The sequence below is a fragment of the Bacillus sp. FSL R5-0523 genome (assembly GCF_037975295.1).
Classification (GTDB): domain Bacteria; phylum Bacillota; class Bacilli; order Bacillales; family Bacillaceae; genus Bacillus; species Bacillus subtilis.
The window spans coordinates 760054-777249 of sequence record NZ_CP150251.1; the positions used below are offsets into that span (position 1 = coordinate 760054).

The window sequence follows — 17196 nt, forward strand, 5'->3', positions numbered from 1 at the left end:
CGGATGGAGCCGGTCAACGAGCCTGTCAGGAAAGCCCCGGTTTTTGAAAGAAAAAAAGCCGGGCGCGTCAGTCCCAAACGCATACTGTTCCATGTTTGTACAGGAACACTGGCGGTGTTACTGCTGTACCCGGTCATTTGGCTGTTTGTCAGCTCGTTTAAAGAAAGCGCCAGTATTTTTACAACCTCTCATTCACTCATTCCAGACCCTTTTATTCTCAGTAACTATGCTGAAGGGTGGAAGGGGATCGCGGGACAGCCGTTTCTGACGTTTATTAAAAACTCGGCGATTATTGTCGGGCTGTCAACAATCGGTGCCGTCCTGTCATCGGCTGTCATTGCGTACGGATTTGCGCGTATTCCGTTTAAGGGAAAAAAATTTTGGTTTGCGTGCATGATGGGGACGTTAATGCTGCCTCATGAAGTGTTGATGATTCCGCAGTATATTATGTTTGCGAAATTAGACTGGCTGAATTCCTTTAAACCAATTGTCGTTCCGCAATTTTTCGGGCATGCGTTTTTTATCTTTCTGATGATCCAGTTTATCAGGACGATTCCCGAGGAGCTGGATGAAGCCGCGCGAATCGACGGATGTGGGCGCTTTGCCTGCTTTTGGCGGATCATTCTCCCGCTGATTGCCCCCGCGCTTGCGACGTCTGCGATTTTCTCCTTCTATTGGAAGTGGGAGGAGCTGATTCAGCCGCTCTTGTATTTGAATAAGCCGGAGCTTTACCCTGTTTCACTTGCGCTGAAGCTTTTTCTCGATACAGAGTCGGCTTCGAACTGGGGCGCGATGTTTGCCATGTCGGCCGTCTCGTTATTGCCTGTGATTCTTGTATTCTTTTTGTTTCAGAAATATATCGTTCAGGGCATCAGTACAACCGGATTAAAATAAAAAGGAGTGTTGCAGATGGCACAGCTTATCTTTGATGAAGAAAAGGTGACGTCCGTCATTGACCGGATCGTGAAACGGACATTTCAGATGGATTTTGCGTGGGATTGGCCGGGCGGCGTCGCGTTTTACGGCGTGGCGGAGGCCTATGAAGCGACGGAAAACGAGGAATATATCAATCTGTTAAAAACGTGGGTGGATGAACAGCTGGAGGATGGGCTGCCGCCGCTTTCGATCAACGGAGTTTCCATCGGGCATACGCTTTTGTTCCTCCACAAGGTGACGGGTGATGACGTGTATTTGGAAACAGCGGCCGAGATGGCGGAATATGTGCTGCATAAGGCGCCGCGCTTTGGCGAGGGTATCCTTCAGCATACGGTGAATGCGGCAGAATACGTATTCCCTGAACAGGCATGGGCGGATACGCTGATGATGGCTGGGCTGTTTATGCTGAGAATCGGGCGGGTCATGGAGCGTGAGGATTATTTTGAAGACGGCCTGCGCCAGTTTCACGGACATGAGGATGTGCTTCAGGACCCTGTCACGAATTTGTACTACCACGCCTGGGACAACAAAGCGCAAAATCATCTGTCGGGGATTTATTGGGGCAGGGCGAACGGCTGGGCGGCACTCACGATGGCAAAGGCGCTCCCGCTCATTGAGGTGACACATCCTTCCTTTATGATCATCGACGGATCGCTCAGAGACCAGCTGAGCGCGCTTGTCCGGCTTCAGGATGAATCAGGGCTGTGGCATACGATTTTGGATGATCCGGATTCTTATCTGGAGGTTTCGGCATCAGCGGGTATTGCTTCTGCTCTGATATCGAGCGGAAAGCTGTATACAAAATATGTGCAGAAATCGCTTGCCGCCATTTTGGATGCGGTGGAAGAGGACGGACGGGTCAGCAAGGTATCGGCCGGGACAGCCGTCATGAAAAATGCCGAAGGATACAAACAGGTGCCTTACAAACGAATACAAGGATGGGGGCAGGGACTTGCGCTGACGTTTCTTGCTGATGTTTTGAAAACGAAAAAACGCGTGTATCAGTAAAGACAGCGGCGGGGGGAAAGGGATGAAAAAACAGCCTCAACAGAAGGAACGGGTTTCTCGCTGGAAGGGAACGTATTTCAAAAGAAACTTTGTCTTCATTTTGCTGATTGCCTGTATTCCCGGATTGCTGACTGGCGGCGCAATCTACTTTCTTTCGATCGACAAGGTGGAGAAAGAGCTGCAGAGATCGCATGAAACACAGGTGGCGCGTGAGGTCAGCCGAATGGATGAGAAGCTGGGAGTGCTTGAACTGGCACTCACCCAGATGGCCTACGATTCTTCACTGATGAATGGATTGGCCGAGAGGGATTTGGAGAAAGACTTTACGTTCTCCTATCAATTAACGAAAAAGCTGTTTCTTTTGCGGGACCAGCAGCCGCTGATCGAGCAGGCTTCCATCTTTCTGAACAGCCCCCGGCCACTTGTGCTGAGCCCTGAATACAGCGCTTTGACAGAACAGGAGGCGCTTCGCAAGTATCGCTCGCTGCTTGCCTCAGACCACAGCATTTATTGGAAACGGTCGAGAAACCAAGCGATGCTGATCCAGCTCATTCCGGGCGCGGCGGAGAAACCGTTCGGCGCGATCTTGCTGGCGGTTGATCCGAAAGAAATGGAATCAATCCTGCAAAGCTTGTCCCCCTATCCTGATGGCAGTGCGCTGCTTTTAGATCAAAATCGAGAGGTGCTGTTTCATGAGGGGGAAAAAGATTTTGAAAAGACTTTACTTCATGAGATAAAAAAACAGCCTGCTGAGAACGGCCATTTTCAGATGGAATGGGAAGGCAAGGTGTATTCTGTCTCCTTTGGAGAAATGAACCGGATGCATCAGCAATGGACCTTTGTGTCAGCGGCGCCTCTTTCAGCTATTACAGCGCCGATGGTGTTTTTATCAAAAGTGATCATCGTGATGCTGGTCATTTGCATCGGTTTGGCGGTATGCATGACATGGTATGCATCAAAAAAAATCTATCGTCCCATTCAGCATTTGCTTGGCTTGTTTACCGGAGGAGAGAAGAAAGTATGGCAGGCGTCCGGGCAGGATGAATTCAAGTGGATTGAAAAGAGATGGCAGGATCTATCCCTTGAAAGCCGGAAGCTCCAAGAGCAGCTCCTGCGGCAGACGCCCCATATGAAAAAGAGTTTTTTGCAGCATCTCTTGCAGGGCGATTTTTACTATGACAACGAGGAAAGCCTCAGATTGCGGATGGAGGAGGCTGGCTGGAACATCGGCGGAAACGCGTTTCATGTGCTTGATCTACAGGTGACAGGGCTCCGTTGTGAAAAAAGCATCTTCCGTGAAGGTGATGAACAGCTTGCCGTGTTTACCCTGACCAATCTGGCTGAGGAATTGGCGGATAAACGCGTTTTTCAGCTCTCCATACTTGATATCGGCCGGCTTTCTGTCACCGTTCTTGTGATGAAAACAAACAGCTCTGATCTGAAGGCGTATATAACGGAGCTGGCACGCCAATTTGGGGATGTAACAGGACTATGCCTGACCTCGACATTGAGCAGCGAGACGGAGCGTGTCACGGAAATTCCTTCTTTATTTCAGAATGTGAAAAGCGGCAAATCCCGCAGGCAGTTTGCCAACCGGGATCAGGTCATTGATTTGCAGGCCGACTTCCCTCAGGATGAGCAGTTCGCTCCTTATTATCCTTTTGAACTGGAAAAACAAATTGTTCAGGCCATCCGGCTGGAAAGAAAACAGGAAGCCAAGGAACTGATAGATGGATGTATGAATGAACTGGCGGAAAAGGCGGTCATAGACAGGCATGTGCATTCCGCCCTGATTCAGCTGTTTTCCCGCATTCAGGAGGATATTTTACATTCTGGGCTCAATCCCAGCGAACTGTTTCAGCACCGGAATCCGTTTCTTGATATTTCAGAATTGCGCGAACCTAACGAAGCGGCGGCCTGGCTGATGGATGTAGTGGTGACGCCTTACCTTTCCAAGCTTGAGGGCAGAAAAAACAGACAGCAAAAGCAGCTGGCAGAACGTGTGATTGCGATGATTCACGAACAGTATATGGCGGATATTTCATTGGAAAGCTGTGCCGATGCGCTTGGCATGAATTCATATACGTTAAGCAAGGCATTTAAGCAAGTGACCGGCATTAATTTTATCGATTATGTGACCCAGATCAGAATCGAAAAGGCGAAAGAACTGCTGGTCAATACGAATAAAAAAATTCATGACGTGTCAGAAGAAGTCGGCTACCGCCACAATTACTTTAACCGGATTTTTAAAAAACAGGTCGGCATGCCGCCGGGTGTCTTCAGGCAAATGTATCAGGAAACGCCGTGAAAGGAGAGAACATGTGATGAAGAAACCAATTCAAGTATTTTTAGCGGGAGATTCCACTGTGAGTGACTGCCCGCCTCATGAAGCGCCGATGGCGGGGTGGGGGCAGGTATTCGGGCAATTGTTTTCTGAAGATGTGCTGGTCCGCAATCATGCCAAAGGAGGAGCGAGCACCAATTCTTTTGTGGAGGAAGGAAGGCTTCAAGCAATTGCCGAGCGCATCACACAAGGCGATTATTTGTTGATTCAATTCGGCCACAATGACCAAAAACCGCGGGGGACGAAGCCGTACTCCACATTTCAGCAGTTTCTTACCTTGTTTGCAGATACGGCACGCGAAAAGGGCGCGCATCCTGTGTTCGTCACATCGGTGCAGCGCCGCCGCTTTGATGAAAACGGACGAATCGAGCATTCCCTCGGTGAGTATCCCGATGCGATGAAAGCACTGGCGAAGGAGCTCGATGTACCTGTGATTGATCTGCTTGCGAAAACAAAGGTGCTGTATGAAGCATACGGGCCGGAGGAGTCGAAGCGATTGTTCGTTTGGTTTCAGCCGAATGAACATCCGAATTACTCGGACGGCATTGAGGACAATACGCATTTTTCGGAAGAAGGTGCAATGGAGGTTGCGAAGCTTGTGGCAGAAGGCATTGAAGAGCTCGGACTTCCGCTTAAGAACCACCTTGTGAGCCGGGAGGGGAAAGAACATGTATAAGGAAGGCGCGTGCCTGTACCGCAATCCGCTCCGGTCTAAAAGCGATGTGAAGGACTGGCGGATGGAGGGAGGCGGACAGATCTCATTTGACGATCACAGCTTGCACCTGTCACATGTTCAGGACGAAGCGCACTTTGTCTTTTGGTGTCCGGAAACCTTTCCAGACGGCATCATTGTGACATGGGACTTCTCCCCGATCGAGCAGCCGGGATTGTGTATGCTGTTTTTTTCTGCTGCGGGAATGGGAGGCGAGGATTTGTTTGATCCAAGTCTCCAGAAAAGAACGGGAAAATACCCCGAGTATCATTCGGGGGACATCAATGCGCTCCACCTGTCGTATTTCCGCAGAAAATACCCGGAGGAAAGAGCGTTCCGCACCTGCAATTTAAGAAAAAGCCGCGGTTTCCACCTCGCCGCAATGGGGGCCGATCCGCTGCCTTCTCCAGACGACGCTGATTCTCCGTATCGTATGAAGCTGATCAAAGACAAAGGCTATGTGCACTTTTCAATCAATGGTCTGCCCATTCTTGAGTGGATGGACGACGGCAGCACATATGGGCCTGTGTTAACAAAAGGAAAAATCGGGTTCCGGCAGATGGCCCCCATGAAAGCCGTTTACAGGGATTTTGCCGTGCATCAAGCGGTGAGAAGATGAAGACGACTGTAACGGATGCGCTTTATGCAGGCTGCGAAGCGGTGGTGAAAATAGCATGGCTCAACGGGCTGTGGCTGTTGTTTACACTTTTGGGCGGCGTTCTTTTCGGATGGGCGCCGAGCACAACCGCGATGTGTGCCGTTATAAGGAAATGGCTGATGGGGCAAAAGGATGTCCCGGTATTTCCGTTATTTCTCGATACCTATAAAAAAGAGTTTCTCAAGGTTAATGCGATCGGATTGGCGTTTTCGGCTCTTTTGCTCATATTGTCCGCGAACTATCATTATTTTTCTGCCAGTACGGATTGGCTGTCCTTTGCCGTAACAGGCTGCACGCTGCTTGCAGGGCTTTTGTATATCATCGCGCTGATGTATGTGTTTCCCCTTTATGTGCATTACCAGCTCCCGCTTCGGAAATATATACCGCAGGCACTGCTGTTTGGCGCCATGAGGCCGCTGACGACCGGCTGTATGCTGATCGGGTGCGGATTTGTCCTTTATTTGCTGTATACGCTTCCTGGCCTGATCCCGTTTTACGGCCCATGTTTATTTGGGCTTGTGTTGATGTTTTTTGCTCTTAGGGGATTTCAAAAGACGGAGGCCCAGCATCATCAAGCCGGGTAACAAAAAAGTGACAAATACGCAAAAAAGTGCAGTGTCTGAAATAGGCAGATGCAAAAAAGTGAAATTGAAGACAGCTCACACAGCGCATAAAATCCAATTTAAGTAAGCGCTTATAGATAAATGAGAAGGAGCTGTCTGATGATTACACGAAGGAAACGCATGTTTACCGCTGTTACGTTGCTGGTCTTGTTGGTGATGGGAACCTCTGTATGTCCTGTGAAAGCTGAAGGGGCAGCGCGGCAGATGGAAGCGCTGAACCGGGGGCTTGTAGCGGTCAAGACGGACGGGGGCATTTTTGTCAGCTGGCGGTTTCTTGGAACCGAAAACGCATCTGTTTTGTTCAATGTGTACAGAGACGGGCAAAAACTGAATGCTGCGCCTGTCAAAACCACGAACTATGTGGATAAAAACGGATCGGCGGGCTCAACGTATACGGTTCGGGCTGTTGTAAACGGTACCGAACAGCCGGCTTCTGAAAAAGCCTCCGTATGGGCGCAGCCGTATCATTCCGTCCCGCTGGATAAACCGGCTGGCGGCACGACGCCAAAGGGTGAAGGTTACACGTACAGCGCTAATGACGCAAGTGTTGGCGATGTGGATGGTGACGGGCAATACGAGCTGATCCTGAAATGGGACCCGTCTAACTCAAAAGACAATTCACAGGATGGCTATACGGGTGACGTGCTGATTGACGCGTATAAACTGGACGGCACAAAGTTATGGCGGATCAATCTCGGCAAAAACATCAGAGCGGGCGCGCACTACACCCAGTTTATGGTGTATGACCTTGATGGTGACGGAAAAGCAGAAGTGGCAATGAAAACGGCAGACGGGACAAAAGACGGCACGGGCAAAGTAATTGGAAATGCCAATGCAGATTACAGAAATGAACAGGGGCGTGTGCTTTCAGGCCCTGAATATCTCACTGTGTTTCAAGGTTCAACCGGGAAACAGCTTGTCACCGCAAATTTTGAACCGGCGCGCGGCAATGTGTCGGATTGGGGAGACAGCTACGGCAACCGTGTTGACCGTTTTCTCGCCGGCATTGCCTACCTTGATGGACAGCGGCCGAGCCTGATCATGACCAGAGGGTATTACGCTAAAACCATGCTAGTTGCCTATAACTTCAGGGACGGAAAGCTGTCAAAGCTTTGGACGCTGGACTCCTCAAAGTCAGGAAACGAAGCGTTTGCCGGACAGGGGAATCACAACCTGAGCATCGCGGATGTTGACGGGGATGGAAAAGATGAGATTATTTTCGGCTCAATGGCTGTTGATCATGACGGGAAAGGCATGTACTCGACCGGCTTAGGCCATGGGGATGCCCTCCATACAGGAGATCTTGATCCGGGCCGGCCGGGGCTTGAGGTGTTTCAAGTTCATGAGGACAAAAATGCAAAATACGGCTTATCTTTTCGGGATGCTGCAACCGGAAAAATCCTTTGGGGCGTTTATGCCGGCAAGGATGTAGGCCGGGGAATGGCTGCTGATATTGACCCGCGTTATCCGGGACAGGAGGTGTGGGCAAACGGTTCTCTTTACTCAGCGAAAGGGGTCAAAATCGGAAGCGGGGCTCCGTCCTCGACCAACTTCGGCATCTGGTGGGACGGCGATCTGCTCCGGGAACAGCTGGACAGCAACCGAATTGATAAGTGGGATTATCAATTCGGCGTATCGAAAAATGTGCTGACTGCATCAGGCGCAGCGGCTAACAACGGCACAAAAGCAACACCGGCGCTTCAGGCTGATCTGCTCGGTGACTGGCGCGAGGAAGTCGTGTGGAGAACGGAGGACAGCAGTGCTCTGCGCATTTACACGACGACCATTCCGACTGAGCACAGGCTGTATACGCTGATGCACGATCCGGTGTACCGACTTGGCATCGCCTGGCAAAATGTCGCCTATAACCAGCCGCCGCACACAAGCTTCTTTTTAGGAGACGGCATGGCGGAACAGCCAAAACCGAATATGTATACGCCTTAACTGAAAGGGGGGAAGGAACGGGCTGCGCGCAGCCCGTTCCCATCAAATGAAACCAAAAAAGAGGCAAATGGAATACTTGACCAGAGGTTTGATTGCGGTAAAGACAGATCAGGGCGTGTTTGTCAGCTGGCGTTTTCTCGGAACAGATCATGAGACGACGGCTTTTCACCTTTATCGGGATGGAAAGCGGATCACCCGCGATCCAATCGCTGAAAGCACTAATTTTCTCGATCAAAACGGAACGGCTGACTCTGTTTATCAAGTGGCGGCTGTCAATAAAGGACGGGAAGAAAAGCTTTCCAAGGAAGCTCGTGTTTGGCAGGAAAATGTTCTGGAGGTTCCGCTTGCCAGACCGGAAGGCGGTGTGACGCCGGATGGAAAGCCGTACACCTACAGCGCCAATGATGCCAGCGTCGGGGATGTGGACGGGGATGGAGAATATGAAATCATCCTGAAGTGGGACCCGTCCAATTCAAAAGACAACGCCCATGACGGTTATACCGGGGAGGTGCTCATAGATGCCTATAAACTGGACGGCACCTTTTTGTGGCGCATCAACCTCGGCAGAAACATCAGGGCGGGCGCTCATTACACGCAATTTATGGTGTATGACCTGGATGGTGACGGAAAAGCAGAAATCGCCATGAAAACAGCTGACGGCACAACAGACGGGAAAGGACATATCATCGGTGATGAGCATGCCGATTTTAGAAACGAACAGGGCAGAATTTTGTCCGGTCCGGAATATTTGACGGTGTTTAAAGGAGAAACCGGTGAGGCGCTCACAACCGTGGAATATGAACCGCCCCGCGGCAAGCTGGAGGATTGGGGAGACGGCTATGGAAACCGGATGGACCGTTTTCTCGCCGGGATCGCTTATTTGGATGGGGAGCGGCCGAGCCTTGTAATGGCACGCGGCTACTATACGAGAGCCGTGCTCGTGGCATACGATTTCAGAAACGGAAGGCTCAAAAAACGCTGGGTATTTGACTCCAACCAGCCGGGACATGAAGCGTACGCAGGACAGGGGAACCACAGCTTAAGCGTGGCGGATATCGACGGAGACGGAAAAGATGAAATCATATACGGCGCAATGGCTGTCGATCATGACGGAACCGGCCTGTACTCAACGGGGCTCGGGCACGGAGACGCGATGCATGTAGGGGATCTGGACCCGTCACGAAAAGGGCTTGAAGTGTTCCAGGTGCATGAGGACGCCACGAAGCCGTACGGACTGTCGCTGCGAGATGCCGGAACCGGTGAGATATTATGGGGCGTCCATGCTGGAACTGACGTTGGCCGGGGCATGGCGGCTCATATTGACCCAAGCTACAAAGGGTCGCTCGTCTGGGGAATTGATCCGCCGGGCAATGATGGCATGTCGTATGGGCTTTTTACGAGCAAAGGCGAAAAAATCAGCGACAAAGCACCCGCTTCAGCCAATTTCGCCATCTGGTGGGACGGTGATTTGGTCAGAGAACTGCTTGATCATGACTGGGACGGAACGATTGGCAGGCCAAAGATTGAAAAATGGGATGCTGAAAACGGCTGTCTGAAGACGATATTTCAGCCGGCCGGCGTGCTGTCCAACAACGGCACGAAAGGAAACCCGGTTCTTCAGGCCAACCTGTTCGGAGACTGGCGGGAAGAAGTGATATGGAGAACGGAAGACAGCAGCGCGCTCCGTATCTATACAACGACACATCTCACCCGCCACCGCTTTTACACGCTGATGCATGATCCAGTTTACAGGCTCGGCATCGCCTGGCAGAATACCGCCTACAACCAGCCGCCGCACACGAGCTTTTACCTCGGAACGGGAATGAAAAAACCGCCGAAGCCCGCCCTGTACATAGCGGGAAGTAAAGCGGAGGCGCCGCTGTAGGAGGACTAAGGGATAAGACGTAAAGGCTGAACGCTACGACAAGATGATTAGAGAACGGGCAGGACGAACCAATGCACAAACGCTGTACGCACCGGTTTTTTCAAGGGAAGAGCTATCCGTGATGGAAGCTGTATAAAAAACGAGGGGGAATGAAAAATGGCAAATCATATTTATCTTGCCGGCGATTCGACTGTTCAAACGTATGGAGACAGCACAAATCAAGGGGGGTGGGGGCAGTTTCTCGGCTCGCATCTGCCTGAGCATATTCAAGTGATCAACAGAGCGATCGGGGGAAGAAGCTCGAAAACATTTGTGGAGGAGGGCAGGCTTCAGGCAATCCTCGATGTGATCGAGCCGGATGATTGGCTGTTCGTGCAGATGGGCCATAATGACGCGTCGAAAAATAAGCCGGAGCGCTACACCGATCCCTACACTACTTATAAACAATATTTAAAGCAGTATATCGCAGGCGCGCGGGAAAAAGGCGCCCATCCGCTTCTCATTACCCCCGTAGCCCGCTTTCATTACGAAAACGGCGTGTTTTTGAACGATTTTCCAGATTACTGCATTGCCATGAAGCAGACGGCTGAAGAGGAGAATGTCCAGCTCATTGATCTGATGGAGAAAAGTCTCGCTTTCTTTACTGAGAAGGGCGAGGAAAAAGTGTACACCTATTTTATGATTTCAGAAGGGATTAATGATTACACGCATTTTACAAAAAAAGGCGCAAATGAAATGGCGAAACTTGTGGCAAAAGGCATAAAGGAGCTCGGCCTGCCATTGACAGAATTGATCATCAAAGAAAGGTGAAAATGGGATGAGAAAACTGTATCATGGCGCTTGCTATTATCCGGAATTATGGGATGGAGAGACGATTCAGCAGGACATTGACATCATGCGTGAAGTTGGCGTAAATGTTGTGCGGATCGGCGAATTTGCCTGGTCTGTCATGGAACCTGAAGAAGGAAAAATTGACGTCGGTTTTTTCAAAGAAATCATCGCCCGGCTGTATGAAAGCGGGATCGAAACGATTATGTGCACGCCGACGCCTACCCCGCCAATTTGGTTCTCACACGGCCGGCCCGAACGCATGCATGTCAATGAAAAAAGAGAGATCATGGGGCATGGCTCCCGTCAGCATGCCTGTACGAACAACCCGTATTTCCGAAAAAAAGCCGCCATCATCACCACAGCCATCGCCAAGGAGCTTGGCCGGCTCCCGGGGCTGATCGGATGGCAGCTAGACAATGAGTTTAAATGCCATGTTGCAGAATGCATGTGTGAGACATGTTTGCGCTTATGGCATGACTGGCTCAAAAATCGCTACGTGGTGATTGAGCGCTTGAATGAAGCTTGGGGAACCGATGTGTGGAGCGAAACCTATCAGACGTTTGAGCAAGTCCCGCAGCCGGGACCGGCCCCGTTTCTGCATCACGCTTCCCTAAGCACTATGTATCAGCTGTTTTCGATGGAGATGATCGCTTCGTTTGCGGATGAACAGGCCAAAATCATCCGCTGCTATTCAGATGCTCCGATCACGCATAACGGATCAGTCATGTTCAGCGTGGACAATGAGCGAATGTTTCAGAATCTCGATTTTGCCTCCTATGACACGTACGCTTCGCAGGAAAACGCCTCTGCCTTTTTATTGAACTGTGATTTATGGAGAAATTTGAAACAGGGGCGCCCGTTTTGGATTTTGGAAACGAGTCCGTCGTATGCCGCCTCGCTTGAAAGCTCCGCTTACCCGCACACAGACGGGTATTTGCAGGCCGAAGCCGTATCGTCCTACGCCTTAGGAAGCCAGGGGTTTTGCTACTGGCTATGGCGACAGCAGCGTTCAGGCAGCGAGATTTCCCACGGTTCGGTTCTCAGTGCCTGGGGCGAACCCACCATCGGCTACCAAAATGTGCTGGCGGTTGAGCGGGCAAGAAAGGAAATCGAGCCTGTTATTCTATCGACTGAACCCGTTCAAGCCGAGGCGGCGATGACTTACTCTGACAGAGCAAAAGCATTTATTAAAACTGAGCCTCACCGGGGACTCCGGCATCGTTCGCTTGTGACGCATTTTTATGAACGTATTCTCAACACAGGGATTCACCGTGACCTTATTCCGGAAGGCGCTCCGCTGGACGGCTACCGCTTGCTGTTTACGCCATTTGTGCCGTATTTGTCTGCTGAATTTATCAAAAAAGCTTCGGCATTCGCTGAAGCGGGCGGCATCTGGATCACAGGGCCGCTGACAGGAGGGCGCACATGCGAGCATACCATTCATACCGATTGCGGACTTGGCGAACTTGAGAAAACGTCAGGGATCAAAACACTTTTTACCTATCCGATGAATGAGAACGTGAATACAGGAAAAGCGTTTGGCATCACGGCGCCGCTCGGACTATGGAGCGCGGTGTGTGACACAGAGAGCGGAAACACCCTTGGCACGGTTGAATCAGGACCGGGGGCGGGCCATGCTTTTCTGAAGGAACGGAATTACGGCGAGGGGAAAATTGTCATGCTGGGCTCGCTTCCATCCGGGAAAGAAGGGGATGCGATGCTGGAAGCGCTCGTCAGGCATTATGCGGAGGAAGCTGTTATTTCCAGCCGGTCGGATGTGACACCCGGCACGATCGTTGCCCCGCGTATAGGCGAAAACGGCCTTGTGTGGATCGTTGTGAATATGGATGGAAAAGGCGGGAGCGTGACATTGCCGGAAGCGGGAATGGATTTGTTGACGAACTGTTTGACCAAAGCGGGGAGACTGGCAGTCGGACCGCATGAATACCGTGTGATTCAATTTGACAATCACAGCTGATTCTTTGCATCGAATCAGCTTTTTTCTATGGAGGGAGAGGCCGATGAAAAAGATCAAATGGTTATCAGAACAGCCAAAGTTGACAAGCGGCGTGACGTGGGGCGTGCCATGGAAAAAAGGAGAATTAAAAAAAGGAGACCGTCTGGCGCTTATGAATGAAAACGCGGAAACGCGATATGTGCAAAGCGAACCGTCGGCCTATTGGCGGGACGGGAGCATCAAGTGGACGAAGCACGCGGCGGTGTTTGGCGGTCAGGAAAACCAAAGCTTTACAGTTCGCAAAAGAGAAGTGCCGCAGCCAACTGAATCGCTCAGCATTCTTGAGACAGAGCATGACATCCAAGTGAATACAGGAGCACTCGTTTGTACCATTCATAAAACAGGATCTGATTTCATTCAATCATTGCAGATCAACGGAAAGCCGATCGCCGCAGGCGGGAGGCTCGTTGCAATAAGAGAAACGAGAAAGGAGTCAGCGGCGGAAACGGTTCTTTTGCATGAAAGGTCTGTCAGCTTTATCAAACGGGCGGCGATTGAGCAGAGTGGTCCTGTCAAAGCGGTGATCAAAATCGAGGGAGTGCATGTGCTCCATAAAACGAATGAAGAATGGCTGCCGTTTGTCATCCGATTGACGTTTTATGCCGGGCTGTCTGAGATCGGCCTTGTGCACACGCAGCTGATTGACAGGAGCGGTAAACAAGAATTCATAAAGGGGCTCGGCATCGAATTTGCCCTTTTTTTGGAGGGAGAGCCGTACAACCGCCATTTCCGCTTTGCGGGAGAGAAAGGGATGTACAAAGAACCCGCCCAGCTGTTTGGCACACGTAAATTCAATGAACGATATCCGCTTTATGAAAAACAAATCAATGGCGAAATGCTGTCTTCAGATGAAGAGCATAAGGAATGGTTTGCACATGGCACACAGAATGCGGTTTGGGACGATGTCAAGCTCGTGCAAGATTCCAGCGATCATTACAGCCTGTCAAAACGGACCGGAAAAGATTATGCGTGGGTTGGAATGCTGCATGGCAGCCGGGCGAAGGGGCTCTGCTATGCGGGCGGAAAAAATGGCGGTGTGGCTCTCGGCCTGCGGTATTTCTTTGAGAAATATCCTTCAGCACTGGAGATCACAGGTCTTGCCGGCAGCCGCCCCAAAATGACTATCTGGCTTTGGCCCCCGGACGGCGAAGCGATGGATTTGCGGCATTATACAGGAAACACCCACGTGGCCAGCGCGTATGAAGGCTTTGATGAAATGCGCTCTGATCCGACAGGCATTGCGAACACAAATGAAATCAGCCTGGCGTGCTTTTCGCACATGCCGTCTGACGAAGTCCTCAATGCGCTCGCTGACAAATGGCAGGCGCCGCCGCTCATTGTATGCGAGCCGGACGTTTATTACGAATCAAAAGCACTCGGGGTTTGGAGCATCATTGACACATCCCATCCGCTCAAAAAAGAGCTGGAGGAACATCTAGATGCGGCCTTTCTGTTTTATAAAAAGGAAGTAGAGCAACGCAGATGGTACGGTTTTTGGCATTATGGCGATGTCATGCATACGTATGACCCGATCCGGCATATGTGGCGGTACGATCTCGGCGGATACGCATGGCAAAACAATGAGCTCGTTCCGACCTTATGGCTGTGGCAGGCGTTTTTCCGCTCAGGCAGAGAGGATATCTTCCGAATGGCAGAAGCCATGACCCGCCATACGAGTGAAACGGACAGCTTTCACCTCGGTGAATATGCCGGGCTTGGCTCACGGCATAATGTTGTGCACTGGGGATGCGGCTGCAAGGAAGCGAGAATCAGCATGGCCGGGCTTTATAAATTCTATTATTATCTGACGGGTGATGAGCGGACGGGAGATCTTTTGACAGAAGTGAAGGATGCCGATTATGCCCTCGTCAAAACCGATCCGATGCGCGCTTTTTACGAGAAAGGCAAGCACCCGACTCACGCCAGAACGGGACCGGACTGGGCGGCGTTTTGCTCGAACTGGCTGGCGGAATGGGAGCGGACCGAAAATCCTGATTATCTCCACAAAATCCAAACAGGCATCAACTGTCTGAAGCGGCTGCCGCTCCGCTTATTATCTGGCCCGACATTTGAATATGATCCGGCGACCTCGATGCTTCATCATATGGGAGACGGCATTGCGGGCGGATATCATATGATCATTGCCTTCGGCGCGCCGCAAGTGTGGATGGAGCTGGCTGAGCTTCTTGATGACCGGGAATGGGAGGATATGCTGAGTGAATTCGGCGAATTTTACACACTCAGTGACGAGGAAAAACGGAAAAAAAGCGGAGGCGCTCTTCATGACGGGCATTTTCACTGGCCGATGTTCGCCGCCGGTATGACAGCCTACGCCGCAAGAAAAAAACAAGATCCTCATCTCGCCGCCAAAGCGTGGAATCTTTTGCTAGAAGATAAGCTCAGCCATACGCCGCTTCCGATCAAACCGGAGCGCATCGAGACATGGACGCAGCTAGAGGAGCTTCCATGGGTGACAACGAACACTGTCTCTCAATGGTGTTTAAATGTCATAGCGGCGCTGGAACTGATCGGAGATTCCCTTCCGGCAAAAAAAGAAACATCGGGCAAAAAAGGATAACAGCCGGAATTTCATAGGAGAAATGGTGCAAAAAATGAAGATTGCAAGAATTTATGTAAGCGCTTTATATTGAGAGGGGCAAAGGGGAAATGCAAATTGAAAAAAGGGGGACTTACGCAACATGAAAATAAGAATGCGAAAAAAATGGATGGCCTTGCCGCTTGCTGCCATGATGATCACCGGATGCAGCCATTCGGAAACATCCAATTCAGCAAGCGGTTCGAAAGATACGATCAAAATTATGGCGCCGCTTTTATCGCCGGAAAGCCCGAGTGATAAAAGCCCTTCATTAAAAGCGCTCGAAAAATACACAGGCAAAGAGATTAAGGTCACATGGGTGCCTGATTCATCCTACAACGACAAATTCAACATCGTCATGGCTTCAGGAGAGATGCCTCACGCGATTGTCATTAAAGATAAGTCAGCCGGCTTTATCAAGTCTGTCAAAGCAGGGGCGTTTTGGGAACTGTCTCCTTATTTAAAAGACTACAAGAATGTAAGCCAGGCAGATGAAAAGATTTTGAAGAACAGCTCGGTGAACGGCGAGGTGTACGGAATCTACAGAACGAGGGATCTGATCAGGGCGTGTATGATCATCAGAACCGACTGGCTGAAAAATGTCGGTCTGGATATGCCAAAAACGCTTGATGATTTCTATGAAGTGCTGAAAGCCTTTAAGGAAAAAGATCCTGACGGAAACGGCAAGGATGATACGTACGGCATGGTCGTGCCGAAATGGATGGGACTCGGCAACGGAAGCCCATGGGATGTTCTGCAAATCTGGTTCGGCGCTCCGAACCGCTACGGTGTTGAAAACGGAAAGCTGATTCCAGATTTTACAACGAAAGAATACATGGATGCGCTCACGTTTTTTAAAAAGCTCTATGATGAGGGCTTGATCAATAAGGACTTTGCTGTCATGGATTCTGCGAAGTGGAATGATCCGGTTGTAAAAGGAAAAGCGGGTGTCATCGTTGATACAGGCTCAAGAGCGTCTCAAATCCAAAGCGCGATGGAGGAGGCGGATGAGTCGAACAAGGATATCATTGATATCGTCGGCTCGCTTGAGGGACCGAATGGCAAGCGCACCTTCCCGACATCTGGTTATTCAGGCATGATCGCGATACCAAAATCAAGCGTCAAAACCGAAAAAGAGCTGAAAGAGGTGCTGTCCTTCCTCGATAAGATGAATGATAAGGAAGCGCAGATTCTCACGAACAACGGAGTGAAGGGCCGCAATTACGAGCTCAAGGACGGCGTATTCACCTCACTTGAAAAAAATAACAAATCTCTTCTGTATGAGCATGAAGGCTTGGCACAGTTCAGCATGTCGATTCCGAAAAGCGAGTATTACATCGAAGACCAGAAAACCAAGCTCTTCCAGCATCGCAAGGACATCATAACCGAAGGAGAAAAAATAGCCGTCTTTAACCCAGCTGAGTCGCTTGTATCTGATGTCTATACCCAAAAAGGAGCCCAGCTTGACAACATCATCCTCGACGCGAGAACACAATTTATCATTGGAGAAATTGATGAAAAAGGGTTCGCTGATGCAGTGGAGCTTTGGAAAAAAAGCGGCGGCAATGACCTGATGAAGGACTTGAACAAATTGTACCAATCGTCAAAATAAACCGATGCGCCTGCCTTTCGGCGGGCGCCC

Annotated in this window: 12 protein-coding genes; all 12 read left to right on the forward strand. The window is 50.6% G+C overall.

The genetic code is table 11. The annotated features are described in order from the left end of the window. The first annotated feature begins 3 nt into the window (after positions 1-3). The 12 genes from NYE53_RS03880 (at position 4) to NYE53_RS03935 (ending at position 17166) form a co-directional block, all read left to right on the forward strand. Complete coding sequence (locus NYE53_RS03880) at positions 4-894, forward strand: carbohydrate ABC transporter permease (protein ID WP_047182239.1); 891 nt, start codon at positions 4-6, stop codon at positions 892-894. A 15-nt stretch (positions 895-909) separates the two neighbouring features. Beyond that, a complete protein-coding gene (yesR, locus tag NYE53_RS03885) occupies positions 910-1944 on the forward strand; it encodes a rhamnogalacturonyl hydrolase YesR (RefSeq protein ID WP_015715473.1) in 1035 nt (344 codons plus the stop codon). A gap of 22 nt (positions 1945-1966) precedes the next feature. Next, on the forward strand, positions 1967-4252 hold the full coding sequence (gene yesS / locus NYE53_RS03890) for a transcriptional regulator YesS (RefSeq protein WP_339247367.1): 2286 nt from the start codon (positions 1967-1969) through the stop codon (positions 4250-4252). A 13-nt stretch (positions 4253-4265) separates the two neighbouring features. Further along, positions 4266-4964 (forward strand): rhamnogalacturonan acetylesterase, encoded by a 699-nt coding sequence (gene rhgT, locus NYE53_RS03895; protein WP_339247369.1) that lies wholly within the window; start codon positions 4266-4268, stop codon positions 4962-4964. After that, positions 4957-5619 (forward strand): YesU family protein, encoded by a 663-nt coding sequence (locus NYE53_RS03900; RefSeq protein ID WP_251188042.1) that lies wholly within the window; start codon positions 4957-4959, stop codon positions 5617-5619. Before rhgT ends, NYE53_RS03900 begins: the two co-directional genes overlap by 8 nt. Next, positions 5616-6242, forward strand: coding sequence for a YesL family protein (locus NYE53_RS03905; protein ID WP_339247372.1), 627 nt, complete (start codon positions 5616-5618; stop codon positions 6240-6242). Before NYE53_RS03900 ends, NYE53_RS03905 begins: the two co-directional genes overlap by 4 nt. Positions 6243-6362: 120 nt before the next feature. Beyond that, the gene (rhgW, locus tag NYE53_RS03910) at positions 6363-8225 is read left to right on the forward strand and encodes a rhamnogalacturonan lyase (protein ID WP_339247374.1); all 1863 of its coding nucleotides are present in this window, start codon (positions 6363-6365) and stop codon (positions 8223-8225) included. A gap of 46 nt (positions 8226-8271) precedes the next feature. Next, a complete protein-coding gene (gene rhgX, locus NYE53_RS03915) occupies positions 8272-10110 on the forward strand; it encodes a rhamnogalacturonan exolyase (protein WP_339247377.1) in 1839 nt (612 codons plus the stop codon). Between the two features lie 156 nt (positions 10111-10266). Next, complete coding sequence (locus NYE53_RS03920; protein ID WP_339247380.1) at positions 10267-10920, forward strand: rhamnogalacturonan acetylesterase; 654 nt, start codon at positions 10267-10269, stop codon at positions 10918-10920. Between the two features lie 7 nt (positions 10921-10927). Beyond that, positions 10928-12919, forward strand: a complete 1992-nt coding sequence (yesZ, locus tag NYE53_RS03925; protein ID WP_339247383.1) for a beta-galactosidase YesZ — start codon at positions 10928-10930, stop codon at positions 12917-12919. Between the two features lie 43 nt (positions 12920-12962). Then, positions 12963-15536 carry a hypothetical protein gene (locus NYE53_RS03930; protein ID WP_339247385.1) on the forward strand — a complete coding sequence of 858 codons (2574 nt, stop codon included), beginning with the start codon at positions 12963-12965 and terminating at the stop codon, positions 15534-15536. A 121-nt stretch (positions 15537-15657) separates the two neighbouring features. Then, positions 15658-17166 carry an extracellular solute-binding protein gene (locus tag NYE53_RS03935; RefSeq protein WP_339247388.1) on the forward strand — a complete coding sequence of 503 codons (1509 nt, stop codon included), beginning with the start codon at positions 15658-15660 and terminating at the stop codon, positions 17164-17166. The last annotated feature ends 30 nt before the right edge of the window (positions 17167-17196 follow it).

Bases quoted from the DNA above. Each gene is read 5' to 3' on its own strand.
- NYE53_RS03880 (WP_047182239.1), top strand. From the start codon at position 4: ATGGAGCCGGTCAACGAGCCTGTCAGGAAAGCCCCGGTTTTTGAAAGA.
- yesR (WP_015715473.1), top strand. From the start codon at position 910: ATGGCACAGCTTATCTTTGATGAAGAAAAGGTGACGTCCGTCATTGAC.
- yesS (WP_339247367.1), top strand. From the start codon at position 1,967: ATGAAAAAACAGCCTCAACAGAAGGAACGGGTTTCTCGCTGGAAGGGA.
- NYE53_RS03900 (WP_251188042.1), top strand. From the start codon at position 4,957: ATGTATAAGGAAGGCGCGTGCCTGTACCGCAATCCGCTCCGGTCTAAA.
- NYE53_RS03905 (WP_339247372.1), top strand. From the start codon at position 5,616: ATGAAGACGACTGTAACGGATGCGCTTTATGCAGGCTGCGAAGCGGTG.
- rhgW (WP_339247374.1), top strand. From the start codon at position 6,363: ATGAGAAGGAGCTGTCTGATGATTACACGAAGGAAACGCATGTTTACC.
- rhgX (WP_339247377.1), top strand. From the start codon at position 8,272: ATGAAACCAAAAAAGAGGCAAATGGAATACTTGACCAGAGGTTTGATT.
- NYE53_RS03920 (WP_339247380.1), top strand. From the start codon at position 10,267: ATGGCAAATCATATTTATCTTGCCGGCGATTCGACTGTTCAAACGTAT.
- yesZ (WP_339247383.1), top strand. From the start codon at position 10,928: ATGAGAAAACTGTATCATGGCGCTTGCTATTATCCGGAATTATGGGAT.
- NYE53_RS03930 (WP_339247385.1), top strand. From the start codon at position 12,963: ATGAAAAAGATCAAATGGTTATCAGAACAGCCAAAGTTGACAAGCGGC.
- NYE53_RS03935 (WP_339247388.1), top strand. From the start codon at position 15,658: ATGAAAATAAGAATGCGAAAAAAATGGATGGCCTTGCCGCTTGCTGCC.